The organism is Polynucleobacter sp. JS-Safj-400b-B2, from assembly GCF_018881975.1.
In the GTDB taxonomy this organism is placed as follows: Bacteria; Pseudomonadota; Gammaproteobacteria; order Burkholderiales; family Burkholderiaceae; genus Polynucleobacter.
Genome location: NZ_JACVPJ010000002.1, coordinates 14590 through 39487 on the forward strand (window position 1 = coordinate 14590; position 24898 = coordinate 39487).

A 24898-nucleotide genomic window follows, 5' to 3' on the forward strand; every position below is an offset into this window, starting at 1 on the left:
GGTTTTACATTAGCTCCAAGGCCTTAGGAGAGCCGTCTCTTAAGGCTGGTTTCAATATTGGGCCAAAAAAGGTTAATAACCAATCCGACAATTACCAATCCGGCCGCCAAGATCTTCCATAGCGGCAAGGGCTCAGCCAAGAAATAAGCAGCTGCTCCCATTCCAAAGATAGGTACCAGCAGGGGTGCTGGAGCTACTACGGCTGCGGGATGCCTAGAAAGTAACCAGGCCCAAGCTGAGTATCCAAAGATAGTGTTCGCCCAAGACTGCCAAAGAACTCCTGCCCATGCCCCTACAGGCGCTGAGGTTAATGAGTTATTCATGTGCTCCCATCCCCCTTCAAATACAAGGGAGATAGCAAATAAGGGTGGAATTGCAAAAGCGCTGGCCCAAACCACATAGGAAAGCATATTGATAGAACCTGCCCTGCGACTGACAGTATTTGCGACACCCCAAGAAAAGCCGGTAAACACTACCAATGCCAAGCCAAGAAAAGTAGTACTTGCATCAGTATGCAGCGCAATAGTTCCTAAACCAGTCATAGCCACAAGCACTGCTAGCGTCTGATAGGTGCGTAATCGCTCTTTGGCAAAAAACATCGCAAAGCCGATAGTAAAAAATACCTGCGTCTGAATGACTAAGGAAGCTAGGCCCGGGGAAATGCGGCCGTCAATCGCAAAATACAAAATACCAAACTGCCCCACGCCAACTGCTAACCCGTAAATACATAAGTTAACCCAAGACACTTTGGGTCTGGGCAAAAAAAACACTAAGGGCAAAAAGGCAAAGGTGTAGCGAAGGGCAGCAAATAAAAATGGTGGAAATACGCCAAGCGATAACTTGATCACCACAAAGTTCGTTCCCCACACTGCCACGATAGCGAGTGCCAGCAATAAATGACTGGCTGGCAGTGAGTAAACCTTCTGCGAAGTCTTAGGCACTCGTCAGCAATTCTGCGACACGCTCAGCAATCATCATCGTAGGTGCAGCAGTATTACCCGAAGTAATTGTTGGCATTGCTGAAGCATCCACTACGCGAAGATGATGAATACCCCTCACGCGCAACTCTGAGTCAAGCACTGCCATCGGATTGTCTTCGCGACCCATCTTGCATGTGCCAACTGGATGGAAGATGGTGGTTCCAATATCACCAGCCGCCTTGATTAATTCGGCATCAGTTTGATATTGCATACCAGGCTTATATTCTTCAGGGGTGTATGATCCCAACGCAGCCTGCCCCACAATCTTGCGAGTAAGGCGCAAAGATTCTACTGCTACCTTACGGTCTTCATCTGTTGATAAATAATTGGGGCTAATGACTGGTGGTGCTTCTGGGTTAATTGAATTAATGTGCACACTGCCGCGCGAAGTGGGACGCAGGTTACAAACACTTGCAGTAAATGCATTAAACGAATGCAAGTCTTCGCCAAACTTTTCTAATGACAAAGGTTGCACGTGATATTCCACATTAGCGCGCTTTTGTTCCGGTGAACTATAAGCAAATGCACCGAGCTGTGATGGCGCCATGGACATTGGCCCAGAGCGCTTGAGCACATACTCCAAACCAATCATCATCTTGCCCCAGAGCTTATTGGCTTTGGTGTTCAAGGTCTTAATCCCGTTCACCTTGAAAATCATTCGAAGTTGCAAATGGTCTTGCAGGTTCTCACCAACCCCTGGAAGATCAGCAATAACGGGGACTCCTAATTGGTTTAAGTGTGCAGCAGCACCAACACCAGAGCGCTCTAGAATTTGCACACTACCAATTGCACCGGCGCTTAGCAATACTTCACCATCCCGCTCGATGGCACATAAGGCTTCGCGGGATTGGCCATCCTTGATGTATTCAACCCCAAGACAATTTTTAGTAGCAGAATCAATTTTGAGCTTGGTCACAATGGCTTGAGTTAATACTGTGAGATTAGGACGCGTTGCAGCATCCCTTAAAAAAGCTTTTGAAGTATTTAGGCGCCAACCAGCACGCTGACTCACATCGAAATAGCCTACGCCAAAGTTATCACCACGATTGAAGTCTTCCGAAGCCGGAATACCGGCCTCAACTGCGGCATCCTTAAAGCGATCCATAATGGGCCAACGTAAGCGTTGCTTAGAAACAGTCCACTCACCACCTTTGCCATGCCACTCATTTGCAGCACTGTGGTAATCCTCAAATGATTTGTAACGCTTCAGTGCGTTTTCCCAAGACCAAGACTCATCACCAGTTGCTTGCACCCAAGACTCATAATCACCCGCTTGGCCGCGCATATAAATCATGCCGTTAATGGATGAGCATCCACCTAAAACGCGCCCACGGGGATACAACAAGGAACGACCATTCAAACCTTTTTCAGAAGCCGTTTTAAAACGCCAATCTGCCCTTGGGTTATCAATGCAATATAAGTATCCAACTGGAATATGGATCCAGATGTAGTTGTCATTCTTACCCGCCTCAATCAGCAGGACTTTTTTATTGGGGTTCTCAGTCAAGCGCTTAGCAAGCATGCAGCCAGCACTACCTGCTCCGATGATGATGTAATCGTAAGTATTTGCTTGAGCCATCTTTTTATTTAAGTTTATTTGTCACGCTCTCATTATTTACCAATACAAAACTTCAGGTATTTCTTGGCATTTTTTTTGATTTGTTATAGAATCATATTTGATCTAATATTAGATCATGAGAACCACCTTTAAAAAAGCATTTGCCCAATTTGTAAAAAAGGCCTCTAAGCCTTTACAGCTAGCAATTGAAATCAGAGTCGATGAAGTTTGCAATAACCCGAGGATAGGTCAACAAAAGCAAGGAGATCTTTAGGGGGTATTTTGTTTATAAATTTCGCTTTAATGCACAGGAATATTTGATGGCTTACCAGTTTGATCATTTTGCTGATGAAATAAAAATAACCTGGATTGAGTTTTACCAAATTGGATCTCATGAAAATTTTTATACCCAGTTAAAAAAATCTATTCGACTCAAATGACGACTTCAATCTACCTCAATAGAGAAAGTGAGTACTACATATGACTCAATCCATGACAGCAGAGGATCTATATGCTCACGTGCAAAAAATGCCCTCAAAAGAACGTATTAAATTTTTCTCATTAATTGCTATCAATGCCTTTCAGGAGAATGACTATACGCATGAGCAAGTATTTGGACACCTCCGAAACGCGACGTTCTCAGCAGAAGAGGCAGCAGAATTTTTAGAAATCTCACTTCCCACCTTGCGAAGGTACGTTCAGGCTGGCAGATTAAAGCCTACATCACTCATTGGAAGAAGCCAGCTATTTTCTAGTGCCGATCTGAAACTACTAAAGCAGAAAATCAGCAAAGCATAGCTAAAGTCCAATACACGTCTAAAATAGCGATATGCATATTAATGAGAAGAATCGCACTCCTAAGCTTGTTGAAGCTGATGACGGGCCCAGCAAGTCTGAGCTAAAGCGCCAAATGACAGAGCGCCAGAAATTGGCGGAAGTTTTGGCTGCCCTGAGTAGCGATGCCTTAAAGACCATCCCCTTGGACGAGGCAATTAAAACCGCTATTGCCGAGACAAATAAGATCAAGAGTTTTGAGGCGATTCGTCGTCATAAGCAATACCTTGGCAAGCTAATGCGTTTTTTGGATGATGAAGAATTAGACGCAATTCAGAAACGCTTGGATGCGATTCAGGGCGTTAGTAAAGCGGAGGCCGCTAAGTTACATTTTTTAGAGAGCTATCGCGATAGACTGATTGCGAATGATGAAGCGTTTACTAAAATGATTGAGCAATATCCCGATATGGATATTCAGAATATGCGCACTTTAATTCGTAATGCGCGTCGTGAAAAAGAACTAAACAAGCCGCCTAAGGCCTACCGCGAAATCTTCCGCGTTCTTAAAGATATGGGTCTTTAAAGTTTAATCTTGCGGGCTGGTACTTCCACCCACCGATAAAGATAGGTTGCCGCTAACCAACTAGCTACTATAGCAACCAACATCAAAGCAAGCGCCATGACACCATCATGAGGGCGACTCATTCCCCAGGCGATATATAGCGTATTTGCCAGTAATACAAACGAGAAATGAATCAAGAAAGCGCAGTACGATCTTCTGCTTCCCCAGAGAATGACATTGACCAGCTTATGTTTTCTAGACTGATGTTGAGGACGCTTCTGATCTTGCTTCTGATCTTTGTAAGCCGAGTCCCCCCATAGGATAAGAGCAATGGCGACTATGTAGGCCAAAATGTTTCTGGGCCAAATTTGGTGAAAGCTTGAAATAACGATAACTACACCAATTCCTACAAACATCATTTTGGCAAATCGATTTACCTTAGGGTCAGGATAGTTTTTACAAAGCTGTGCCAGTACCCCAAGTCCATAAGCACCCATAAAGTAAATGAAGTAGTTTTCATAAGCGCCAGAGCGATTAAAAAATAGCAAGGATGCTACGCAGAGCACCAACAGAATCCATATCAGGGAACGAAAACTGGAAAACATGCTCAACATGATTGCCAGAATGGCATAAAGCTGCCAATCAATTGCCACATACCAAACACCAGCAGAAATCGAATCTAATCCTAAGATGCCCTGGAGAAAAAATAAATGGGCTAAGAACTGCCCTAGGGTTTCTGATTCACCAACAAATTCATCCTGAACCCAAAAGCGCGCAATCCAGGCACAGATAATTGTGATGATGAGTGCAACTACATAGGGTGCAAATAAACGCAGGTAACGATTAAAGATTACCTTCAACACATTGCGGACACTCTTCAGGTCAGTGGAACGAGTCAATGATTGGGCTGCCAAATAGCCGCCCATCACTAAAAAGATTTGCACTGCGTAACGGCCATACTCAAATAACCAAGTCATCACCCCTGGAAGTAGCAGCCTTGCATCTTCTGCAATTTGCCCATAACTCGAGAAATGATGCAGGATGATGATTAACGCTGCGAAGGTCTTTAAAAAATCGACGAGAAGAAAATGGTTTTTTGACTGCAATGAAAATTTGAATAAAGGGTTGGTCAAGACCTACTTGAGTGAGGCAGCATATGCAGCCAAGTCTTGAATATCCTCATCGCTTAAGCCACGTGCAGCACTTCCCATTGTGCCATCCATATCGATGCGAGCTCCGGAACGAATATTCTTTAGCTGCGCAATGAGATATTCCTTGGATTGCCCAGCCAATCGTGCAATGTGTTTCTGGCCTTGCAGTTGTGCGCCATGACATGAATTGCAATACTGTGTGCCAGAGATTTGCTGCCCCCTCGCAATTTGATCAGCATTACCTGATTTTGCAGGCGGTGCAGGTAGGCTAGCAAAGTAAGCGGCAATGTCTCGCATATCCTGATCACTAAGTGGTGCGGCAAGAGCCTCCATTGCGCCACCCTTACGTTGCTGCCCTCTAAATTGGATCAGTTGATAAGTAACAGACAGTGGTGGTTGCGCAGCAAGATTAGGGATATCCGGTGATACAGAAATTCCGTCTTCGCCATGACAAGCAAAACAAGTTTGTGCTTTTGCTTTGCCGGCCACTGCATCAGGAGGTGCAGCATAGGCAACTGGTGATAGACCCAGGGTAGTAAAAAAGGCCACCCCGAGGATGGCCTTAGTGTTAATTACAAACCTCATTTACCGTAAGACACGCGGAAGATTGCACCAGTCTCATCATCGGATACCAACATAGAACCGTCTTTGAGCATTTGTACATCTACTGGACGGCCCCAGAACTTATCGCCCTCCAGCCAGCCTGTAACAAATGGTTCAGATTTAACAACCTTATTATTAGAATCCAATACCACACGAACAACTTGGTAGCCTACGCGCTGTGTTTTATTCCAAGATCCATGTTCAGCAATAAAAATATTGCCTTTGTAATCCGCCGGAAATTGTTTACCGTTGTAAAAACGCATACCCAGTGCTGCTACGTGAGCGCCTAAGTTATATACAGGCTTATCAAACTCCTCACATGAACGACCTTTGCCGAACTCAGGATCCAAGAAGTCTCCTTGATGACAGAACGGATAGCCGAAGTTCATCCCTTTAGGACGCACCAAACGATTCAAAGTGTCACCTGGCTTATCTTCAGCAGCCCAGTCACGTCCATTGTTCGTAAACCAAAGCTCTTTGCTACCCGGCTGGAAATCCATGCCAACACTATTACGCACGCCAGATGCCACTGTTTCCAAAATATTGGTTTTGAGATTCAGCCTTACGATCGTGGCATGTGTAACTGGTTGCACAACAATATTCGCAGGAGTACCAATTTGGAAATACAGATATTGACCGTCAGGGCTGAGCTTCATAAACTTCCAGCCATGCGGCTCATCCTTAGGAAGCGCATCGAACACTACCACCGGAGCTGGCGGATTATCTAAATTCTGCTCAATATTGTCATAGCGAATAATGCGCGAGAGTTCAGCAACATAAAGTGAGCCGTTTACAAATGCAACGCCATTAGGACGATGTAAGCCTTTGGCAATTGTCTTCACTTCGCGCTTGCCATCTTTTGTCACTACCGCATAGACATTTCCAGTAAAGCGAGTGCCCACATAAACAGTGCCACTTGGAGACTCAGTCATGGAACGACCATTAGGCATGCCCGATGCCCACAGCTCCACCTTAAAGCCCGCAGGAACTTTCAGCTTGCTAACTGGAATTTCATCCGCAGGCATCGCAGAGATACCAGGAGGATTAGGCGCCAATGAAGGATTCATACCATCTGGCGTTCTGCCTTGGGCCCAGGTTGGCGGAATACCGCTTGCTGGTGGAGCGGCCGGAGCCTGCGCGCCTGCAATGCTAACAACTGCCATACCGGCAGCAAACATTAATGCGTGAAGAGCGCTGTTCTTCATATTGTGCTTCATTCTGAATCTCCCATGATTTTGTTTGTTTTTATGGATAAAGCAATGCTATAGCATTTTGTGTGTCTAATTTAACCGATTCAATCTACTGCACCGCAACAAATCCATTGCTTAAAACTGAAAGCGCGCGCCCACTGAAATCGCCTGAGGCATGCCAGCTTGATAGGCTGATGCTTGAGAGGCAATATTAAATGTCACGTACTGCCGGTTAAATAAGTTAACTACCGAGGCAAAAACAGAGGCCTGCTGTGTTACTTGATAATTGGCTCTGAGGCCTACAATCGCATAAGCTGGCACCGGCAATGAGCCCGTAGACATCCACGAATTACCAACATACCGAACTGTTGTGGTGAGGCTCGCTTGTGGAACTGGGTAATAAGTAATGCCCGCATTAGCCATATTTCTTGGGACGCCACCAACCTGGGTATTAGTGGGATCTGTTGTAGCACTCCAAGTCAGGATCGTGTTGGTATAGCTGTAACCGCCATCTAAAGCCCACTGCGCATTCACATCGTGGTGATACTGCAGCTCAATACCGCGACTTAATAAATTTTGCTGGTTTGTGTAGTAGCTGACGTTTGTGAAGCCGCCCGTACTCGCACCACAACCCGAAATACCTACCCCAGCACATAGGCTAGTTGCAAAAGCTACATTTGCATTGGTGATCTTATAACTGGCAATTGCATTCTGAATGTAATTGTTAAAAGCAGTTAATTGCGCAAAGCCACTCTTCCATCGATAGTCCGTACCAATTTCATAGCCAGTCATTGTTTCAGGCGTTAAATTCGGATTTGCTAACGAATAGCCGCTCACTGAGTTGCCATAGCTGCGAAGAGTGTTATTCATACTGGGCGCATGGAAGGCTTGATAAGCAGCACCGCGCAAATCCCAATTTGATGTCGCCTTATAGAGCAATCCCAAGGATGGGCTCAATTGCGTTTTACTCTGATTGGGTATAGCTTGGTACAAAGGGTTTACACCATTGGCGCCAGCGTTGTATGAAGTTGGAGTTTGGCTGTTCCAAGCATCCACGCGTGCACCCAGAGTTGCCTCAAGAGGAATTGCATTTGCACTGGATTTAATCTGACCCAATAATCCATAAAAGTTTTGCTGACCCTGGGCATAGCTTACAGAGTTCACAGCACCCGATGAAGCAAGATTATTCGTCTGATTGGATGCAGAAATATTTCTGGCATCAAGCCCAACGATGTATTGGTCGATTCCAGCAAAATTTAGGTCGTGCGTATATTGCGCTGATGCACCTACCGTAGAATAAGGATCCGTGTAATTGGCATTGATGTATGGTTTATATGATGGTGCCGCTAAATTGTTGGCAGTTTGCTTATAGAAATTGGTTGCTTGATAGTAAACATTAACCTGCACTTTTTTATTGACATCCAGATTAGTAGTGGAACCTCCCGCTACATCTGCCATCTGAATCAAATTTGGGGCAATCGCATAGTTATTGCTTAAATCGGCCATAGTGCTATAGCCCAATCTTAGAAAGGCATTCGTATCTTGAGTGGGTTTAAAGTAATTTTGTAACCGGATATTCGAATTCTTGACGGCATCTGTCCCCATGCCATTTTTAATATTACCTGGCGATCCCGGTGAAATCGTAGCGTAATTCTGAAAACCTTCGCTCGAGAAATAGTCTGCCGAGAAACGCATCTGCACGGCATCTGAAACAATTAAATCTTTTGATGCTGCAACATTGCCCGTGGCAAATGATCCATAGCTGGCAGATATATCTTGGGAGCTATTTTTGGGTGTCTTAGTGTTGATATTAATGACACCGCCCATGCCATAGTTACCCCACAAACTAGAAACGCCGCCACGCACAAATTCCACAGATTCAATTGAGGACATGGGAACTAAATTCCATTGCACCGTTCCATAGAAGGCATCATTCGCCGGTAAGCCATCTATTAAGACAAGGGTACGACCGTAACCCAAGCCGCGCACATTAATACTCTGCCCTGTTGGATCTTTTTGATAGTAGGGCACATCATTTAGAAAAACCCCAGGGACATTCTTAAGCACTTGGTCAATTGTTTGATCAGGAGAGGCCTCTAAAACCTCCTTAGTCAGGATGGTGGTATTTAAGGACATCTGATCAAGCGGAGTACCTGAACGCGTTGCATTGACAACAACATCGCTGAGCTTTTGATCGTAATCCGGAGGTGGCGCAACTTGTGCAATCGCCCCATACTGCGGAACGAGCAAAATAAGCGTCAAAAGACAAAAACTGGAGAGTGTCCCTTGACGCATTTCAGATAACTAAGCAGGCAACTACTTAGACTTGGTCTTGCCCATCAGAGAAGCTAGCAAGGGATTGGCGCTTGCTAGTTCTTTTTTGGATTTTGCCTTCTCATCTGCACCCAACTTAGGATTCTTAGCAGCATTTTTCATTCCCTGCGCAGTTTTCAAAGCCAAGTTTTTATAGAGATCTGTTTTTTTCATTGTCATGATGAAGGTCTCCTGTTCTTGATCAAATTACTCTCTTATTTGGTTACTAAGTTACTTAGTTAATTACTTAGTTAGTTAGTTACTTAGTTAGTTATTTCGTGAGTGAGCGTGCTGCCAAACCCATAAATAACAATGACCAACCTTGTAACAGCAACTCGATCGCAATCAACATGCCTGGAAGCCAAAGGCTAGAGTCTGGGTAGCCGTTTATGATGAGAACGCCCATCAAGATGGAAATTGCTGATGACAAAACCAACCAGAACCATTCGCGAAAATGACGATGCTGAAATGCTGAGATCAAGCGCAGTACACCAGTCACAAAAAAGATTGCAGCTAGCCATAAAGTAATTGCCTCAAGCGCTGGAATTGGAAACGCCCAGGTAAAGATCGCTGCAGCAATATAAAGCGCTGCCAAGATCAGTTGAATGCCTACGCTTTTCCAACCCTGTGATTTAAGAGCATGCGCACCTTGGAGAATGCCGCCCGCGAACAAGAAAATTCCCAAGACATTGACTGAGATAAAAGAGAACAAAGTTTGGCCCGCAATGCCAATCATGCCTAATACGATGAATAAAATTCCAAGGCCAATTAATGCGCCGGGGATTTTTGCTGCTGCACCCAATACTTTTGTACGGAGCTCTTGAATCTGAGCATTTGATAGTTCGGCCATAAAGGTACCTTTTTTCTAAATGAATGTTATTAATAAAATCTAAATATTGCTAAGCACTACAAAGTGTCTTGAACGGAATCTATAAATCGACGCACTGTCTTATTAAAGGCTTCTGGCTGCTCAATATTCGATAAATGTGCCGCCTCCTCCAGTATCACCATTTTGGAGTGATCTATTAAGCGATGTAAAACAATACCTTGATCAACGGTACATGCTGGATCATCGCGCCCTGACAGCACTAGGGTGGGCGTCTTAATCTTTAGCAACATTGTACTTTGCGCCATATCGCGTACCGCGCTACCGCACGCCATGTAGCCCTCAACACTAGTACCCAAAATCATTTGGCGCACTTTCTCAATTTCTTGGGGAGCACGCTCAATAAATGGAGCGGTAAACCAGCGCTTAATCGTGCCTTCCACCAATCCAGCAATGCCTTGTGAGCGCGCAATTTCAAAACGCTCCTCCCACAAACTGCGTGGCGGCATTTCTGAGGCGGTATTACAAAGTGACAACGAGAGGATGCGGTCAGGAAAGCGAGCTCCTAGTTGCTGACCGATCATGCCGCCAATAGATAAACCCATGAAGTGCGCTTTCTGAATGCCAAGAGCATCTAGTAATCCGATAGCATCATCCGCCAATTGAGCAATGGTGTAAGGACCAGCGCTAAGACCAGAGCCGCCATGCCCTCTTTTGTCATAGCGTAATACGCGATAGCGGTCTTCTAATGCAGGAACATTGCCATCCCACATGCTGCCATTAGCCATCAAACTATTGGCGACTAATAAAACGGGGCCGTCTTTGGGGCCATCAAAGCGATAGGCAACATCGACGCCATTTACCTTAATGATTTTCTGATCCTGCATTTGAGTCATTTATCTCCACCCTCTCTCAAGTTCTGCTCATCTTCTCTTTAACTTCTATTTAACCTCTATTCAACTTCTATTTATCTATTTGTCAGAGCATGTTAGATTATCCAACGAAACTATAAAAATACTAAGGAGACAAGATGTTTACAACACCTAAGTGGGGGAGAGACACCCATAAGCGCAATAGTCTTATCCTGGCGTTTTGCCTTGCTTTTGGGGTGAGCCTTGCCAACGCGCAAAGCTATCCTAACCGCACCGTAAAAATGATCGTACCCCTAACTACAGGCTCAGGTGCCGATATTGCAGGTCGGGTTGTAGCCAAAAGCCTCACTGAGACCTGGAAACAACCCGTCATTGTTGAAAACCGGCCTGGTGCTGGGGGACTCATTGGCACTGGAGTGGTTGTGAACTCTGAACCCGATGGATACACCTTATTAGTTCAATCAGCCTCGTATGCAGCCAATCCCGCAATCTACAAGAAGTTGCCATATGACCCTCTCAAGAGTTTGGTTGATGTCGCTATTTTGGGACAGACACCTTATGTGATGATTACTGCCGCAGATGGTCCCTATCAATCTATTCGCGAACTTGTCATTGCAGCCAAATCCAAACCCAATGAAATTACTTTTGCTTCTGCCGGTGTTGGCAGTTCAACCCACCTAGCTGCTGAATATTTCAATCAAGTCATGGGAATCAAACTCATTCACGTTCCTTACAAGGGATCGCCTGAAGCCATTCAGGATACGATGTCTGGGCGCACCGCTTTTTACATGGCCCCTCTAGATACCGCTATTAGTCAACTTAAAGGCGGAAAACTGCGCGCCTTAGGAGTCACCAGCAAAACTCGCAATGCTGCAGTTCCCGAGATTCCCAGTGTTGCTGAACAGGGCTATGCCAATTTTGAAATTGGCCTATGGTTTGGTGTGTGGGCACCAGCAGCCACGCCCCCTGCAATCGTGAAAAAGATTAATCAAGATATTAATCAAGCAATGCTAGACCCTGAAGTCAAAACTGCTTATGAAAGCAAAGGCATCAAGGCAACACCAATGAGTCCTGCGGAGTTTACAAAGTTTGTTCGCGAAGAAATGGGTAAATATCAAAAGATCGCTAAAGAAGCAGCCATTGAACCCCAGTAATTTGGCGCCTCTTTGCCAAGCTCCGAGTAGTGAGGTCCGCTCACCCCTGATCCAGTTCCCGGCAGGGGCTGTGGACTGTCATGCTCATGTATGCGGTCCTGCTACGCAATTTCCGTATGCTCAGGAACGCATATATACACCGCCTGATGCCACCCTTGAAAACTATCAAGCACTCTTAAAGATGTTAGGGGTAGATCGTTCGGTTTTAGTGCAACCCAGCGTGTATGGCACTGACAACCGGGCGATGCTGGCTGCGCTGAAATCCAACCCCCAGCAATTTAGAGGTGTTGCAGTTATCTCTAACGATCCCCATAAAGTAAAGGATCAAGATTTTGCTGACTTGCATGCGGCGGGAGTAAGAGGACTGCGTTGCAATATTGTCGACATCGCTGATAAATCTGCCGGACTCCCAATTGAGCAACTAAAAAACTTAGCAAAACGGATTCAAGGATTTGGCTGGCATCTAGAACTATTGATGCATGTGAATGAATACCCCGATCTTGCTAAGACCTTTGAAGATTTTCCGGTGGATTTAGTATTCGGTCACTTTGGTTATACCCATGCAAAGTATGGCGTTGCCGATAAGGGATTTCAGGGTCTTCTAGATTTAATGAAACATCAGCGTGCCTGGGTCAAAATGACAGGACCTTATCGTATCTGCGATGGTGATCTTCCTTATGTTGATATGCGTCCATTTAACGATGCTGTCGTTGAGGCAAATTCCCATCGCTTGATCTGGGGAAGTGACTGGCCGCACGTCATGGTAAAGAAGCAAATGCCGCACGATGCCGACCTATGTGACCTTCTAGGGACATGGGTACAGGACGACACCCTCAGAAATTCCATACTGGTCAGCAACCCCTGTATCCTGTATGACTTTCCGGCCCCCAAAAGCTAGAGGACCTAAATCCCTACGAAATAAGAGGTAGGTCTACATTTATGAATTTAGTAAGAGAGATTAAAAATCATTATGGATAACACGCTCACCGTTATTTTAGGAATCGTTGCAATACTCCTGCCCCTAGTTGTAGGGCGCCTTTTCTGGAAACGTTTCGATCATTACTTTGGTAGAGGTGATGAGGTCTATATGGATACTCTTGAATATTTTCTCAAAAAGATTGGTTCCACTGTTTTAGTTGCATTTGTTATTTTGTGGATTGGTATGAGCCTGGTATTTAACGGTAGCGCTTCATAGAAGAAAAATATCAGCATGAGTGATCAATTTAAAACTATTCTCCTTAAAGCAAAGCTAAACTTTGCGATCTTAGCTGCCATCTTGGTGATTGCCGTATTGGGGAAATTTACCAACCCAGAACTGACCAATAGCATCTTTATCACTGCCGATCAATTGCTGTCGGAGTTGTATCTCATCTTTGTTGCAATTACTTTGGGTGCTTTTATCCCTAATTTCAAACTCGTTGTATTTGGTGCGATCGCAGCCTTTATTGGTGCGGCTGTATTGATTCAGATGGGTATCTTTACTTACCTCACTACTGAGTACTTATTTTCAGTACTGATTGTGGTTCTTGGATTTGCCTCTATCGCCAATCTCTACAGACACTATCGAGAGTTTAAATTTTAACAAACTAGCTTTGCCGATCATTCAAGTATTGATTGTGATTTGTTTTTAAGTCGGTAAGTTTTTGCCATAGCGATGCTCTTGGTAAATTCATTTGTAGTTTTTTCATTGAATTCTCCAGCTTACCCTCACGAGATAACAAAGCATCTATAGCCCTTTGGAGATCCCTATGAATGCTATCTCCATAAGCAATATAAGATTTTTCAAGTGCATCATTTAACTCTGACTTACTTGGGTTAAGCATGACAAGATCAATGACGTCTCTACTGAACACCGCATCATCATTCCAGCGATCAGAGTTAGCTAGCAACTTACTTGCCAATAGATCAACTCTCGTTAATGTAAAAATATTACCAATTCGATCTTTGGGGCCGGGGTCGTCAAATAAAATACGTCCCTCCAAAACAATCTCAAATTTAATTTTACTTTCGCCCGACTGAATGATTGTGCGGATTCCATATTGGTCAGCCCTAAGCTCGCGGGCCAGCATCAGACCCCTACCTCCGCTGCTAATTGCATGGATACCATCAGGTCCAGTCAAAAGTTGGCGTAGATTTCGATAGCCCTCCACATCAGAAACTAAAAAATCAATATCTACGGACTCACGATACTCATCTTGTAATAGCGCAATCGCAGTGCCGCCACCAAAGTAACAGCAATGCTCTTTTAATAAATGATGATTTAACTGACCCAAAACATGTTCAATATTTTGATGGTGTTTACGCTTAAACAAACAACTGCTCCATACCTCTATTGATAGTCAGTCTTTGCATTAACTCTCTCTCATGATTTTCGAGGTGCTCCAAATCCAAAAAACGTTTATTCCGCTCATAAATTGACATTGCCTCAGCATCCGTTAAATACTCCTCCTCATCTAACTGCCAAGCTAATGTCTTTAATTGCGGATAGTCTTTAATTCGAAGGTGCGGAGTATCAGGGCCTGCAATTTGTTTTGTGCCCCCCTCAATCGCTTGATTACCCAGGGGAACTAAACCCAAATGCAAATCCAGTACCTCGCATACCTGCAGATAGGCACCCATATTGACACCTGACTCACCCTTCTCAATACGGTGCAATGTGACCCTTGAAATACCAGCCGCTCCAGCACATGATTGAGCGCGAATTTTCAAGGCCTTTCTTCTAGCGGTAATCTGCCCTCCCAAGCGCACAAGGACAGGTAGATTCTGTATGGTTTGATTATTGGGAGGTATAGTCATGATGTTTCTTATTATATACATTTATATATATTTGTAAATTATAAGAAACAATATTTTGAAATAATCGACATATTAGTCATATACTGAGTTGCCCATGTCAGAAATCTTTTATAGCGCTTTCTGAAATATGGGCTTTCACGCCAAAGAATTGAGGCAACTAACTTCCTAACCTCTACACCAACACAATTTCAGCCTTTTATCGGGGGTGATATCAATCCCCCAAGCGCCGAAAGTCACACCAGGTTCTTGTTATTTATCGTCAAGATAGTCAATAACATGACCTATCTTGGCCAGCTTAAACTCAATAAATGCAGTCACTTGAACTGTTGAGGCAAGCTCTAATTCAATAATATCCAGAGCACTTTTAGGCACAAAATAGCCAGCAACTTTATTCCGACTCAGAATGGCAACAGTTTGATTACCCACACGAGTAATTGGCATCATATTGAGCTCCTTAGGAAAAATTGAAACAATAAAAAAACGCAGTCATATTTAGTGACTGCGTTTATTTTAAAGAGCAGAAAAACCATACTCAAATAATGGCGCTTAGATAGATTATTTTTCTAGCGCTCCATAAATCACTGCATTGAGTTGCTCACGATGCACCTTGCGAATTTCTCCCGGTGCAACACCCATCATGACAACCACCATCTGTTCTTTTGGATCAGCCCAGAAGATCGTTCCGTAAGCGCCATTCCATGTGAAATCGCCGACGTTACCGTTGATAGCTGAAAGACCCCTATCAGTGCGTACCGCTACACCCAAACCAAATCCATAACCCATACGGCCTGGCTCAGTACCGCTCACATTATTTTTAATGTCTTTGTTGAGATGGTTTGATGTCATAAAGGCAACTGTTTGAGGGCCTAACACCTTCTTGCCATCGAGACTTCCACCATTGAGCAACATTTGACCAAAGCGAATGTAATCGCCAGCTGTTGAGTACGCACATGATCCGCCGCAATCAAACTTTACTTTCTGCGTATGGATATCGACCTTCTGTGCCTTACCTGTCAATGGATCTGTTGGTAATGGTTGCGCTAAACGTGGACGATCTTTTTCAGCAAGATCAAAAGTGGTGTTCGGCATTCCAACTTTATTCCAGATGCGCTCTTGCATTACTGCACCCAAAGGTTTGCCGGCAATCTTCTCTTCAATAATGCCGAGCACATCGAGGCCAAATCCATAGTCCCAAGCAGTGCCTGGCTCATACAGCAAGGGATTACTTGCTAACTTGTCAATAAATTCTTGTGCGGTGTATTGCACTGCTGCTGGTGCAGAACCTGCCGGATATGTCTTATGTACTGGAGTGGCGCCACGGCCGCCATAGGTAAGGCCATTGGTATGGCGCATCAAGTCTTGCACAGTGATCGGATTTTTTGCAGGAACTAGATTGAGCTTTCCATCGGCATCCACTTGGCCAACTTTCATATCCTTAAATTGCGGCAACCAATTGGAGATCGGTGCATTTAATGGAAGTTTGCCTTCTTCATAAAAAGTGAGGGCACTCACTGAAGCCATTACCTTAGTCATCGATGCCAAATTAAAAACGGCATCCGTAGTCATCGGCTTGTTATTTGCTTTATCCAAATAGCCATAAGGTTTAAAAATAGTTAGCTTGCCATTTTTAGAAACTGCCAGAACGGCACCAGCCATATTGTTGGCAGCAATCTGATCGGCAAAGAAGGCATCGATTCTTTTGAGACCTTCTTGGCTAAATCCTTGCCCCGGGGTAGCACTAAGGGGGAGCGGGAAGGGCGCTTTTGATGTATCGGCTGCAAATAAACTTGCACTAACTAATAAACCAGCGATTAGGCTAGTTGCCTGCATTTTTCTCATACTATCTCCACTTTTTATTGTTTTATATGGCATTTCGGGGGGAATTTATCCCCCTCTTGAGCTATTGAAGCAGACTTTTTAGGAGATAGTGGTATTCACCTGTTTTATATACTTTTTTTCGTATATAGAATCAACTTTTAATTATTTGTAGAAATATCTATCAAATATGACAATAGCGGTCTTATGTATAAATATGACGCCATTGACCAAACCCTGGTAGATCAACGAGTTGCCCAATTTCGCGACCAGGTTGCGAGGCGCCTAGACGGCACTCTTGCAGAAGAAGAATTTCGCCCCCTGCGTTTGCAAAATGGTCTGTACCATCAACGCCATGCTTATATGTTGCGCGTTGCCATTCCCTATGGTTTATTTAGTGCAAAACAATTGCGCACCTTGGCGCTCATCTCCGAAAAGTATGACCGCGGTTATGGCCACTTCACAACACGTCAGAACATTCAATACAACTGGGTCACACTAGAAGATACTCCCGATATTTTGGCTGAGCTGGCTAAAGTAGAAATGCATGCCATCCAAACTTCGGGTAACTGTATTCGCAATATTACGAGCGACGCCTTTGCTGGTGTAGCCGCCGATGAATATGTAGACACCCGTCCGGTTTGTGAACTCTTACGTCAATGGTCAACGCTGCATCCTGAATTTGCCCATCTACCGCGTAAATTTAAGTTTGCAGTCAATGGTGCAAAAGAAGATCGTACAGTACTCCTTTGTCATGATGTGGGCATTGAACTTCGAAAGAATGCCGCCGGTCTATTAACGGCAGATATCTATGCTGGCGGTGGCATGGGTCGCACTCCAATCCTTGGATCCCTGATTAAACAAGGACTGCCTTGGAATGTACTACCGAGTTATCTCACTGCCTTACTGCGCGTATACAACCGCTTTGGTAGAAGAGATAACCTCTATAAGGCGCGTATTAAGATTTTGGTCAAAGCCTTAGGACCAGAAGAGTTTGCTCGTCAAGTTGAAGGTGAATGGGCTCATATTAAAAACAGTGATGATAATTTCACGCAAGCAGAGTGGGATCGCGTTGCTCAGCATTTTACTAAACCGGCATATAAGTCCTTGCCGGCTCTCAGCGCTGAGCAAGTATTAAATAGCGCACCAGAAGCAGAACGAGCTGCATTTGCTCGTTGGATTGAGCGCAATGTAAAACCACATCAAATTCCTGGTTATGCCAGCGTGATTCTGTCACTCAAACCCCATGGAACAGTTGCACCTGGTGATGCCACTACAGCACAAATGTTGGCCATTGCAGATTTAGCTGATCAATATAGTTTTGGCGAACTACGTGCCACCCATGAACAAAACTTAGTGCTTGCAGATGTTGAGCAGTCCAAGTTATATGAACTGTGGCAAGAAGCGAAGAAGCAAAAAGTAGCCTTACCAAACATTGGCTTGCTCACTGACATCATCGCTTGCCCTGGCGGAGACTTCTGTTCGCTCGCTAATGCTAAATCCCTTCCGATTGCTAAGGCCATTCAAGAGCGTTTTGATGATTTAGATTATTTATTTGATTTAGGTGACATTAGTCTTAATATCTCTGGCTGCATTAATTCTTGCGGCCACCACCACGTTGGCAATATTGGCGTACTTGGTGTCGATAAAGATGGAGAAGAGTGGTATCAAATCACATTAGGTGGCGAGCAAGGCAATGACGCCTCTATCGGCAAAGTAATTGGTCCCTCCTTCTACGCCGATGAAATCCCGGATGTCATTACTAATGTGATCAATACGTATGTAAAGCAGCGTACTGATGATGAGTCCTTTATCCAAACCTACAAACGCCTAGGGGTTACGTTGTTCAAAGAGGCGGCTTATAAAGATAAAAGCGAAAACGCAAAGAAAAAAGATAAAGCGGGGGTGGATGCATGAGTCAAGATCGATTGAATGCTATCGCCTCCCATCAGGAGATTTTGCATTTCCCTAAAGGTGGCAAACCTTCCCTAGCTCCAAATGATTGGCAAGTATGGAGCGGCAGCCAAGATGAGGGTGGTTTACCTGACTTGGAGCATGGTGCCCACAAAGCATTGGTGCCGTTTACTTGGTGGCTTGAGCATCATCATGAAGTCGACATTCAAGCGCTCGCCAAGAATGGTCAGATTGGTGTATGGTTTGCCGCCGATGATGACATTCTGAAACATGCCGATGTGATTGAAGTAGGTAAACAGGCTTGGCCTTTAGTGGCAGCGCACTTCCCCATTTTTAGAGATGGTCGCAGCTTTAGTACTGCAGCTTTATTGCGTGATCGTTTTGCTTGGCAAGGTGAGATCCGTGCTATTGGTGATGTGTTGATTGACCAGCTCCTTCAGGGTGCTCGTGTTGGCTTTGATAGCTTTGCTTTGCGCCCTGATCAGAATTTGGATGTTGCCTTAAAGCAGTTTGACTTGTATTCAGTAACAACTCAGAACAGCTGGCGCGACAAAAGAACTTTCATTGCAGAAACTGTTTAAGCAAATGACCGTCATGACGCAATTTTCTAATATAGCTCACTTAGCTAATAGGACTAACTCAACTAATACATCCGCTACCCCACGGGGTAAAGTGTATTTAGTTGGAGCTGGTCCAGGCGCGGTTGATCTCATTACCGTTCGTGGTGCCAAGCTGCTAGCCCAAGCAAATATTGTTTTTTATGATGCTTTAGTAGATCCAGAAATGCTGACGCTCTGCCCACAAGCCGAGAAGATCGAGGTTGGTAAGCGTTGTGGCAAGCTATCTTCAGCACAGCAATTTATTAATAAGCGCTTAGTAGATGCTGCGCAGAAACATCAAGTGATTGTGCGTCTCAAAGGTGGTGATCCCATGTTATTTGGGCGTGCCGATGAAGAAATCCAGACTCTGAAAGCCGCTGGGATTGAAGTTGCAGTAGTCCCCGGTATTACCGCAGCCTTGGCGGGAGCGGCAAGCATTCAGCAATCACTGACATTGCGTGGAGTATCCCGTAGTGTGGCATTTATTACCTTAGCCCAAGGTGCTGAAAATCTTGCTCCCGGACAGCCGATCTCTAACCCTAGCGCTGATACCCTGGTGTATTACATGGGCCGCAAAGATGCCGCGCGTATTGCACAGCAACTGATTGAGCAAAGCCCTAATCAAAGCAGTAATACGCCAGTACAGATCTTAGAGGCTGTAAGCACTCCACGTGAGCGCTTATGGACTAGCACTCTACAAGAATTGGCTTTTGGTAAAGCGGATCAATGGTTTGATAGCAGATCACCCGCCCTCATCATGATTGGTGAAGCGCTAAGAGATAAAGCTCAAAGTATCCAGAATCTAGAGAGCCCTGGCTCCGAAATCGACAATGGCTTGCAAGACCGCCAAATCCTCACCAACGGCCGGCGTAGCGCTTAATGTCACGCCGGGGAATTTACCCCGACATTCTTCAAGCAGTACTGGGAAGTCATTTCGCAGGTGTCCGCCCTGCCCAAAGAAAACAGGCACCACCGTTAATTCAGTAGCACCCTGAGCGCTGAGGCTAGCCACAGCCTCCTCCAGTGAAGGTTGCATCATTTCCAAGAAAGCGAGTGCAACAGGAGTGGCAGGATGCTGCTCTTGCCATAGGGTAGCTAGGCGATCAAAAGGCTCACGCCAGCGGCTATCGCGGGCACCATGCCCAAACAAGATAATGGCTTTCATGGATGCTTATAAACTTTCAGTAAAAGTGTTTTGGTACTATAAGATTGAACTTCTTTACGATATAAACCAATAGCTTAACCTTCTTTTAAAGATCCCATTGCCACTCTATGTCTAGCTTACTCAGTCAAACTTGGTTTATCGCCCTGATGAGCGTCACGCTCATTGGAGCAGTTCTCTCAGCAGTTCACCATGCAGAAGTGATTGCCCATAAAACCGGCGAGCCATTTGGCACCTTGATACTGTCGATTAGCGTCACCATCATTGAGGTCTCTCTCATCATTTCGATGATGCTCACAGGTCACGAAGGCTCTGAATTCATAGCAAGAGATGCAGTATTTGCCACCGTCATGATTGTGATTAATGGTGTGATTGGTCTTTGTATTTTTATGGGCGGACTAACCCATCATGAAATGAGCTTTCGTAATGAGGGTACAAATTCAGCGCTAGCAGTACTTACTGCCCTAGCCACATTTATTTTGGTCATGCCAATCGTCACTGTGAGCACACCTGGACCAGATTTCACGAAGAGTCAGCTGGCATTTGCAGGTATTGCTTCGTTTGCGCTGTACATCGCTTTTTTATTCTTCCAAACAGTAAGTCATCGCGACTATTACCTACCTAAAACGAAAGATAAAAAGACTGATAACAGTATTCATGCAATCAAGCCTAGCAATCTCAAGACTACAGTCAGTAGCGTTTTACTCATCCTCTCACTCATCACAGTGGTTGGCCTGGCGGAGTTACTGAGTCCAGCAATTGAAAAAGGGGTCGCCGCTGCCGGCGCCCCAAAAACGATTGTGGGTATTGCGATTGCACTATTGGTATTGATGCCGGAGGGCTTTGCGGCCGTTAGAGCCGCAAGGGCCAATCGATTGCAAAGTAGTTTGAACTTAGCGCTAGGCTCGGCCTTAGCCAGTATTGGCTTAACGATTCCAACGGTGGCTGCCATTGCCATCTTCTTTGACTTAAATCTCAGCTTAGGTATTAGCACCCTCAATATGACGCTGATGTATTTGTCATTCTTTATTGGGGCACTCACACTAGCAATCGGAAGAACCACCCTCCTGCAAGGGATAGTCCATATCATTATTTTCTTGGAGTTTTTGTTCTTAAGTCTGGTTCCTTAGTACTAGCTGAAATCCGAAGCAAAAACTTTTTCTTAATATATTAGAAGTTAATTCGCTCTTCTTCTACAACAATTGGCCTCTTGCTTACATGAGTTTGTATAACTCCAATATATTCGCCAAGAAGGCCCATAAAGATGAAAAGAAGTCCAAATAGCCCAAATAGAGCTATTGCAATTGGAGCCACTCCTACCGGGAAATAATCCCACCAAATCAGTTTAGCGATTAAAAATACTCCGCCCATAAAGATACTCAGGAGGCCAATCACTAAACCTAAGAATGAGGCAATTCTGATGGGCACTAGAGAGTGGCTAACCAAACCCAACATTGCGATATCGTATAAGGTGTAGAAGTTATTTTTGGAGATTCCTCTCACACGACGCGGCTGCTTAAATTCTATAGTCTTAATCGGGTAACCCAACTCACAAATAAGTCCTCTTAAATAAGGATAAGGGTCATTAATTTTTCGTATTTCATTAAGTACTTTTTTATCGTAGAGACCAAATCCAGTTGCATCCCTAATTAACTTAATATCCGAAATTTTATCTAAAATGCGGTAATACATTTTGCGCAAAAAATGTACGAATTGATTTCCCTCAGATACTGGCTTAGTAGCTAGCACGATCTTATAACCGGCCTCCCACTCCCTAATAAACTCCATGGCCAATTCAGGAGGATCCTGCAGGTCTGAAGCCATATAAATAGTAGCATCACCACTCGTTTGTAAGATGCCCCAGTATGGAGAACGAATGTGGCCAAAATTACGAGTATTGACAATTACTTTTAATCTGGAATCTTTAGAAGCAATCGCTTTTAACTTTTCAACCGTTCTATCTGTCGATGCATTATCGATAATTACATATTCATAATTAAATTGTGGATTCGCATCCCATATTGCGCTGACTCTTTGGTATAGATCATCGACGTTATCTTCCTCATTAAAGCAGGGTGATATGAAGCTGATTGTTTTTTTAATAGTCATATATAGATCGCAAAGGGTAAGGAACGATTATTTTTTAAAGGTAAAGAATTTATGGCCTAGATAAGATGCCCCAACAGTAATCAATATTACCAGCGCTTGCGCATACCAAATCTGCCACCCCAATATATCAACGAATATCCATATCAGGATGATGCCGAATATAGCCATTCCTCCATAAACAATATAGCTACGGCCATACTCAAGTAGCCAATTTCCAGAGGTTTTAAATACGAATAACTTATAAGTCAAAAAGGACATCGTGATAGCAAAAATATTGGCAATCGCTGCAATTACAGTTATATGCAACATATCTGCAAGCAAGGCATATAGGCCGACACTAATCCCGTACCCAAAAACTGTATTCCAGCCGCCCGCCAACAAATAGCGCAGAGGTTTATGCTCTAAATATTTACGCACCCTGAATTTGCTTTGCCGTTTCAGAAATGGAGGAGGATAAATCGTATTCGACTTTCAGACCAAGCTCGGCAAATGCTTTCTCAACTGAGGGTACGTAACGATCTGTGTCGGGGCTATTGATTTCTGCTGCATCAATATTGACACCAAAATAATCGCCCACCATCTTAGCCAATTCCCTAATCTCAACCGCATCATCTGAGCCAACGTTATAGATTGGACATTGAGGGCTACTTGAATGTGCAATAGTCATCAGCCACTTAACCAAATCATCAGCATACATATAGCTACGATAAACGGACTTAGTTGCACTTACCGTGATTGGCTTTACAGCCAATCCATCACCAATGAAGTTTCCAATCGCAAAATGCTGATCCCTTGGAAGATATTGGCCAACAAAAGCAAAGCAGCGGGCAATACTGACAGAAAACCCCTGCTGTCCAAGCTTCTCGATTGCCGCTTCAGCATCGCGCTTAGCCAATGCATAGTCGCGTTTATTAATTGCCAAGGACTCAACAGGCTTAAGTGGGGCAGACTCACTAAGAAACTCACGTTTAGCGTCCTGTTGCCCATAGACAGCGCCTGAACTGGTATACACAATCCTGGGGTTGTTTTGTTTATTTTGAATTAAACGACAGAAATTATAAGTAGCTGCCTGGATATTATCTCGCTCCACCTGAGGTTGAGACAGGTAGTTGGCAGCATTGGTAGATGCTGCCGCGTGAATGATGTAGTCAGCATCTGGAATGATTTTTGTACTGCCAATATCCACATCCAATAGTTCAATAACTGCGCCAACAAGCTCAGGGTGATCAATTGCTAGCTGTGAGGCCCGTCTAGCTACTACAGCGACTCTATCAACACCCCAGGGGTGTAGTAACCCCCTTTTAAAAGCACTTAAAATCGACTTTCCAAAAAATCCAGATCCGCCAATCACTAAGAGCTTAGCCACTAACTATTTACCTTTACTTAAATCCGACTTTATAAACCGCGCTCCTTAAAGCTCTTGAGCATTTTCGGATCTTCAGAGTAAGGGGTATCCAAAATATCAACAGTAATTGGCTCATCCTTCTTGCAGGAATTTAATAGCTTATGCCCGAACTTGCCAAGCATCAATTCGCGACTAGACACTTGCCCTTTTTGCAAAGGGATCGCCAAGTAGCAGTCATCTTCGGTGAGTGTTTGACCAGCCTCTAAATCACGTTTTGCGTAAACACCACGGACGTAAGAATCAAGATAAGTAATTTCTCTATCTAAGAAATTACGTCTCTGAGTGGAGGACGTTCCACACATCTCAACCGCCTTATGCCAAGCCTTAAACCAAGTATCAATTTGGCCAGGCAAAGAAGAGTAGGTAGCAACCTGAAAGCCGTCATCATCTATATCGACATGGCGCTCAAAAGTTCGAGCACCCTTTCCATAGGCAATATACATTGAGGCCGACCAGTCGTGGTACTCATGACATGAATAACCAATGACAGTATCAGGATAGCGCTTCTTGAGGTAATCAATTTGATTCAATTCGCATTCTTTATCCTCATGCGGATAAGCAGCAATACAGTGATTGAGAGATAAAGGAATTGAACGATGCGCAAAGAATGTCACTACGTCATCCATGTCTTTTTGCGACATTCCGCCAGTAGAAATAATTACTGGACGGCGAGTTTTTGCAATTTTCTCAAGCAGTGTCCAGTCGTTGTTGTCGGCACTAGCCACCTTAATAATTGGCATATCAAACTCAACACACCAATCAACTGATTTTTCATCAAATGGAGTAGACATCGGAATACAGCCACTCTGACGGATTGCGTTCACCAATTTTGCAAAATCTTCTTTAGACATCTTTGTATCAGACAGGCGTTTTACATAGCGAATGTCTTGACGATCCAAAAAGTCCTTGTGGATAAAGTTATCGATATCTCTGAATTGCAACTTAATGGCAGCACGCACATTATTGAATCGAACCACTTTAGAAAAGCGGTCGATAATGGCCAAACCTCTCTCAAGACTGCCTTGGTGATTACTTGCCATCTCTAGTACAAATAAATCTTCGAATATTTGATTACCCATCGCTATACCTTATATCAGATTCATGCACTTTCTAAG

The 24898-nt window shown here is 44.3% G+C and carries 30 protein-coding genes; 12 read left to right on the forward strand and 18 right to left on the reverse strand.

Annotation, left to right across the window (positions count from 1 at the left end; genetic code table 11):
• Nucleotides 1–23 precede the first annotated feature (23 nt).
• Complete coding sequence (locus ICN48_RS01985; RefSeq protein ID WP_216152374.1) at nt 24–911, reverse strand: EamA family transporter; 888 nt, start codon at nt 909–911, stop codon at nt 24–26.
• Nucleotides 912–933: 22 nt separating this feature from the next.
• Nucleotides 934–2559 (reverse strand): GMC family oxidoreductase, encoded by a 1626-nt coding sequence (locus ICN48_RS01990; protein WP_216152089.1) that lies wholly within the window; start codon nt 2557–2559, stop codon nt 934–936.
• A 115-nt stretch (nt 2560–2674) separates the two neighbouring features.
• Between ICN48_RS01990 and ICN48_RS13790 the strand changes: the two genes are divergently transcribed.
• From ICN48_RS13790 to yjgA, 4 genes are read left to right on the forward strand one after another with little or no spacing between them, the layout of a single operon-like run.
• Entirely contained in the window at nt 2675–2812 is a 138-nt protein-coding gene (locus ICN48_RS13790; protein ID WP_255539420.1) for a type II toxin-antitoxin system RelE/ParE family toxin, read from the forward strand.
• A gap of 46 nt (nt 2813–2858) precedes the next feature.
• The gene (locus ICN48_RS13795; RefSeq protein ID WP_255539421.1) at nt 2859–2978 is read left to right on the forward strand and encodes a hypothetical protein; all 120 of its coding nucleotides are present in this window, start codon (nt 2859–2861) and stop codon (nt 2976–2978) included.
• Nucleotides 2979–3018: 40 nt separating this feature from the next.
• Entirely contained in the window at nt 3019–3336 is a 318-nt protein-coding gene (locus ICN48_RS02000) for a helix-turn-helix domain-containing protein (protein ID WP_216152090.1), read from the forward strand.
• A 31-nt stretch (nt 3337–3367) separates the two neighbouring features.
• Nucleotides 3368–3895, forward strand: a complete 528-nt coding sequence (gene yjgA, locus ICN48_RS02005) for a ribosome biogenesis factor YjgA (protein WP_216152091.1) — start codon at nt 3368–3370, stop codon at nt 3893–3895.
• Here yjgA and ICN48_RS02010 read toward each other — a convergent pair.
• The 7 genes from ICN48_RS02010 to pcaD form a co-directional block, all read right to left on the reverse strand.
• Entirely contained in the window at nt 3892–4980 is a 1089-nt protein-coding gene (locus tag ICN48_RS02010) for an acyltransferase (protein WP_216152092.1), read from the reverse strand. The genes yjgA and ICN48_RS02010 overlap by 4 nt on opposite strands.
• A gap of 30 nt (nt 4981–5010) precedes the next feature.
• Nucleotides 5011–5574, reverse strand: coding sequence for a c-type cytochrome (locus ICN48_RS02015; RefSeq protein WP_216152093.1), 564 nt, complete (start codon nt 5572–5574; stop codon nt 5011–5013).
• A 32-nt stretch (nt 5575–5606) separates the two neighbouring features.
• Complete coding sequence (locus tag ICN48_RS02020; protein WP_255539423.1) at nt 5607–6845, reverse strand: sorbosone dehydrogenase family protein; 1239 nt, start codon at nt 6843–6845, stop codon at nt 5607–5609.
• Nucleotides 6846–6953: 108 nt separating this feature from the next.
• Nucleotides 6954–9113, reverse strand: a complete 2160-nt coding sequence (locus ICN48_RS02025) for a TonB-dependent receptor (RefSeq protein WP_216152094.1) — start codon at nt 9111–9113, stop codon at nt 6954–6956.
• Nucleotides 9114–9134: 21 nt separating this feature from the next.
• Nucleotides 9135–9311: a hypothetical protein gene (locus tag ICN48_RS02030; protein ID WP_215359267.1), complete on the reverse strand. Its 177-nt coding sequence runs from the start codon at nt 9309–9311 to the stop codon at nt 9135–9137.
• 91 nt (nt 9312–9402) lie between these two features.
• Nucleotides 9403–9981, reverse strand: a complete 579-nt coding sequence (locus tag ICN48_RS02035) for an HdeD family acid-resistance protein (RefSeq protein WP_216152095.1) — start codon at nt 9979–9981, stop codon at nt 9403–9405.
• A 56-nt stretch (nt 9982–10037) separates the two neighbouring features.
• Nucleotides 10038–10853: a 3-oxoadipate enol-lactonase gene (gene pcaD / locus ICN48_RS02040; protein WP_216152096.1), complete on the reverse strand. Its 816-nt coding sequence runs from the start codon at nt 10851–10853 to the stop codon at nt 10038–10040.
• 134 nt (nt 10854–10987) lie between these two features.
• Between pcaD and ICN48_RS02045 the strand changes: the two genes are divergently transcribed.
• From ICN48_RS02045 to ICN48_RS02060, 4 genes are all read left to right on the forward strand, one after another.
• Nucleotides 10988–11983, forward strand: a complete 996-nt coding sequence (locus tag ICN48_RS02045; RefSeq protein WP_216152097.1) for a tripartite tricarboxylate transporter substrate binding protein — start codon at nt 10988–10990, stop codon at nt 11981–11983.
• Nucleotides 11970–12881: an amidohydrolase gene (locus ICN48_RS02050; RefSeq protein WP_216152098.1), complete on the forward strand. Its 912-nt coding sequence runs from the start codon at nt 11970–11972 to the stop codon at nt 12879–12881. Before ICN48_RS02045 ends, ICN48_RS02050 begins: the two co-directional genes overlap by 14 nt.
• 72 nt (nt 12882–12953) lie before the next feature.
• The gene (locus ICN48_RS02055) at nt 12954–13178 is read left to right on the forward strand and encodes a hypothetical protein (RefSeq protein WP_216152099.1); all 225 of its coding nucleotides are present in this window, start codon (nt 12954–12956) and stop codon (nt 13176–13178) included.
• Nucleotides 13179–13193: 15 nt separating this feature from the next.
• Nucleotides 13194–13565, forward strand: a complete 372-nt coding sequence (locus ICN48_RS02060; protein ID WP_216152100.1) for a hypothetical protein — start codon at nt 13194–13196, stop codon at nt 13563–13565.
• 4 nt (nt 13566–13569) lie between these two features.
• On the opposite strand, the gene ICN48_RS02065 is transcribed toward ICN48_RS02060, so the two are convergent.
• The 4 genes from ICN48_RS02065 to ICN48_RS02080 form a co-directional block, all read right to left on the reverse strand.
• Nucleotides 13570–14295 (reverse strand): nucleotidyl transferase AbiEii/AbiGii toxin family protein, encoded by a 726-nt coding sequence (locus ICN48_RS02065; protein WP_216152101.1) that lies wholly within the window; start codon nt 14293–14295, stop codon nt 13570–13572.
• A complete protein-coding gene (locus ICN48_RS02070) occupies nt 14288–14779 on the reverse strand; it encodes a helix-turn-helix domain-containing protein (protein ID WP_216152102.1) in 492 nt (163 codons plus the stop codon). The genes ICN48_RS02065 and ICN48_RS02070 overlap by 8 nt, the downstream gene beginning before the upstream one ends.
• Before the next feature lie 249 nt (nt 14780–15028).
• A complete protein-coding gene (locus ICN48_RS02075) occupies nt 15029–15223 on the reverse strand; it encodes a hypothetical protein (RefSeq protein ID WP_216152103.1) in 195 nt (64 codons plus the stop codon).
• A 111-nt stretch (nt 15224–15334) separates the two neighbouring features.
• Nucleotides 15335–16618 carry a serine hydrolase gene (locus ICN48_RS02080; protein ID WP_216152104.1) on the reverse strand — a complete coding sequence of 428 codons (1284 nt, stop codon included), beginning with the start codon at nt 16616–16618 and terminating at the stop codon, nt 15335–15337.
• A gap of 183 nt (nt 16619–16801) precedes the next feature.
• On the opposite strand from ICN48_RS02080, the gene ICN48_RS02085 reads away from it, so the two are divergent.
• The 3 genes from ICN48_RS02085 to cobA are packed head-to-tail and all read left to right on the forward strand — an operon-like array spanning nt 16802 to nt 19987.
• Entirely contained in the window at nt 16802–18511 is a 1710-nt protein-coding gene (locus ICN48_RS02085; RefSeq protein ID WP_216152105.1) for a nitrite/sulfite reductase, read from the forward strand.
• On the forward strand, nt 18508–19089 hold the full coding sequence (locus ICN48_RS02090) for a DUF934 domain-containing protein (RefSeq protein ID WP_216152106.1): 582 nt from the start codon (nt 18508–18510) through the stop codon (nt 19087–19089). The genes ICN48_RS02085 and ICN48_RS02090 overlap by 4 nt, the downstream gene beginning before the upstream one ends.
• Nucleotides 19090–19102: 13 nt before the next feature.
• Nucleotides 19103–19987: a uroporphyrinogen-III C-methyltransferase gene (gene cobA, locus ICN48_RS02095; RefSeq protein WP_216152107.1), complete on the forward strand. Its 885-nt coding sequence runs from the start codon at nt 19103–19105 to the stop codon at nt 19985–19987.
• Here cobA and ICN48_RS02100 read toward each other — a convergent pair.
• A complete protein-coding gene (locus ICN48_RS02100) occupies nt 19910–20272 on the reverse strand; it encodes a sirohydrochlorin chelatase (RefSeq protein WP_216152108.1) in 363 nt (120 codons plus the stop codon). The genes cobA and ICN48_RS02100 overlap by 78 nt on opposite strands.
• A 107-nt stretch (nt 20273–20379) precedes the next feature.
• Between ICN48_RS02100 and ICN48_RS02105 the strand changes: the two genes are divergently transcribed.
• Nucleotides 20380–21399 (forward strand): calcium:proton antiporter, encoded by a 1020-nt coding sequence (locus ICN48_RS02105; protein WP_216152109.1) that lies wholly within the window; start codon nt 20380–20382, stop codon nt 21397–21399.
• A 40-nt stretch (nt 21400–21439) separates the two neighbouring features.
• Here the strand turns inward: ICN48_RS02105 and ICN48_RS02110 are convergent, their stop codons facing one another.
• From ICN48_RS02110 to ICN48_RS02125, 4 genes are read right to left on the reverse strand one after another with little or no spacing between them, the layout of a single operon-like run.
• Entirely contained in the window at nt 21440–22378 is a 939-nt protein-coding gene (locus tag ICN48_RS02110; RefSeq protein ID WP_216152110.1) for a glycosyltransferase family 2 protein, read from the reverse strand.
• A gap of 27 nt (nt 22379–22405) precedes the next feature.
• A complete protein-coding gene (locus ICN48_RS02115; RefSeq protein ID WP_216152111.1) occupies nt 22406–22795 on the reverse strand; it encodes a GtrA family protein in 390 nt (129 codons plus the stop codon).
• The gene (locus ICN48_RS02120) at nt 22788–23744 is read right to left on the reverse strand and encodes an NAD(P)-dependent oxidoreductase (RefSeq protein WP_216152112.1); all 957 of its coding nucleotides are present in this window, start codon (nt 23742–23744) and stop codon (nt 22788–22790) included. Before ICN48_RS02120 ends, ICN48_RS02115 begins: the two co-directional genes overlap by 8 nt.
• A 29-nt stretch (nt 23745–23773) precedes the next feature.
• Nucleotides 23774–24862 (reverse strand): N-acetylneuraminate synthase family protein, encoded by a 1089-nt coding sequence (locus ICN48_RS02125; protein WP_216152113.1) that lies wholly within the window; start codon nt 24860–24862, stop codon nt 23774–23776.
• Between the last annotated feature and the right edge of the window lie 36 nt (nt 24863–24898).

Coding starts and splice junctions, on each gene's coding strand:
- ICN48_RS01990 (WP_216152089.1), bottom strand. CDS start 2,559: ATGGCTCAAGCAAATACTTACGATTACATCATCATCGGAGCAGGTAGT.
- ICN48_RS13790 (WP_255539420.1), top strand. CDS start 2,675: ATGAGAACCACCTTTAAAAAAGCATTTGCCCAATTTGTAAAAAAGGCC.
- ICN48_RS13795 (WP_255539421.1), top strand. CDS start 2,859: ATGGCTTACCAGTTTGATCATTTTGCTGATGAAATAAAAATAACCTGG.
- ICN48_RS02000 (WP_216152090.1), top strand. CDS start 3,019: ATGACTCAATCCATGACAGCAGAGGATCTATATGCTCACGTGCAAAAA.
- yjgA (WP_216152091.1), top strand. CDS start 3,368: ATGCATATTAATGAGAAGAATCGCACTCCTAAGCTTGTTGAAGCTGAT.
- ICN48_RS02020 (WP_255539423.1), bottom strand. CDS start 6,845: ATGAAGCACAATATGAAGAACAGCGCTCTTCACGCATTAATGTTTGCT.
- ICN48_RS02025 (WP_216152094.1), bottom strand. CDS start 9,113: ATGCGTCAAGGGACACTCTCCAGTTTTTGTCTTTTGACGCTTATTTTG.
- ICN48_RS02030 (WP_215359267.1), bottom strand. CDS start 9,311: ATGACAATGAAAAAAACAGATCTCTATAAAAACTTGGCTTTGAAAACT.
- ICN48_RS02035 (WP_216152095.1), bottom strand. CDS start 9,981: ATGGCCGAACTATCAAATGCTCAGATTCAAGAGCTCCGTACAAAAGTA.
- pcaD (WP_216152096.1), bottom strand. CDS start 10,853: ATGACTCAAATGCAGGATCAGAAAATCATTAAGGTAAATGGCGTCGAT.
- ICN48_RS02045 (WP_216152097.1), top strand. CDS start 10,988: ATGTTTACAACACCTAAGTGGGGGAGAGACACCCATAAGCGCAATAGT.
- ICN48_RS02055 (WP_216152099.1), top strand. CDS start 12,954: ATGGATAACACGCTCACCGTTATTTTAGGAATCGTTGCAATACTCCTG.
- ICN48_RS02060 (WP_216152100.1), top strand. CDS start 13,194: ATGAGTGATCAATTTAAAACTATTCTCCTTAAAGCAAAGCTAAACTTT.
- ICN48_RS02070 (WP_216152102.1), bottom strand. CDS start 14,779: ATGACTATACCTCCCAATAATCAAACCATACAGAATCTACCTGTCCTT.
- ICN48_RS02075 (WP_216152103.1), bottom strand. CDS start 15,223: ATGATGCCAATTACTCGTGTGGGTAATCAAACTGTTGCCATTCTGAGT.
- ICN48_RS02080 (WP_216152104.1), bottom strand. CDS start 16,618: ATGAGAAAAATGCAGGCAACTAGCCTAATCGCTGGTTTATTAGTTAGT.
- ICN48_RS02085 (WP_216152105.1), top strand. CDS start 16,802: ATGTATAAATATGACGCCATTGACCAAACCCTGGTAGATCAACGAGTT.
- ICN48_RS02090 (WP_216152106.1), top strand. CDS start 18,508: ATGAGTCAAGATCGATTGAATGCTATCGCCTCCCATCAGGAGATTTTG.
- cobA (WP_216152107.1), top strand. CDS start 19,103: ATGACGCAATTTTCTAATATAGCTCACTTAGCTAATAGGACTAACTCA.
- ICN48_RS02100 (WP_216152108.1), bottom strand. CDS start 20,272: ATGAAAGCCATTATCTTGTTTGGGCATGGTGCCCGCGATAGCCGCTGG.
- ICN48_RS02105 (WP_216152109.1), top strand. CDS start 20,380: ATGTCTAGCTTACTCAGTCAAACTTGGTTTATCGCCCTGATGAGCGTC.
- ICN48_RS02110 (WP_216152110.1), bottom strand. CDS start 22,378: ATGACTATTAAAAAAACAATCAGCTTCATATCACCCTGCTTTAATGAG.
- ICN48_RS02125 (WP_216152113.1), bottom strand. CDS start 24,862: ATGGGTAATCAAATATTCGAAGATTTATTTGTACTAGAGATGGCAAGT.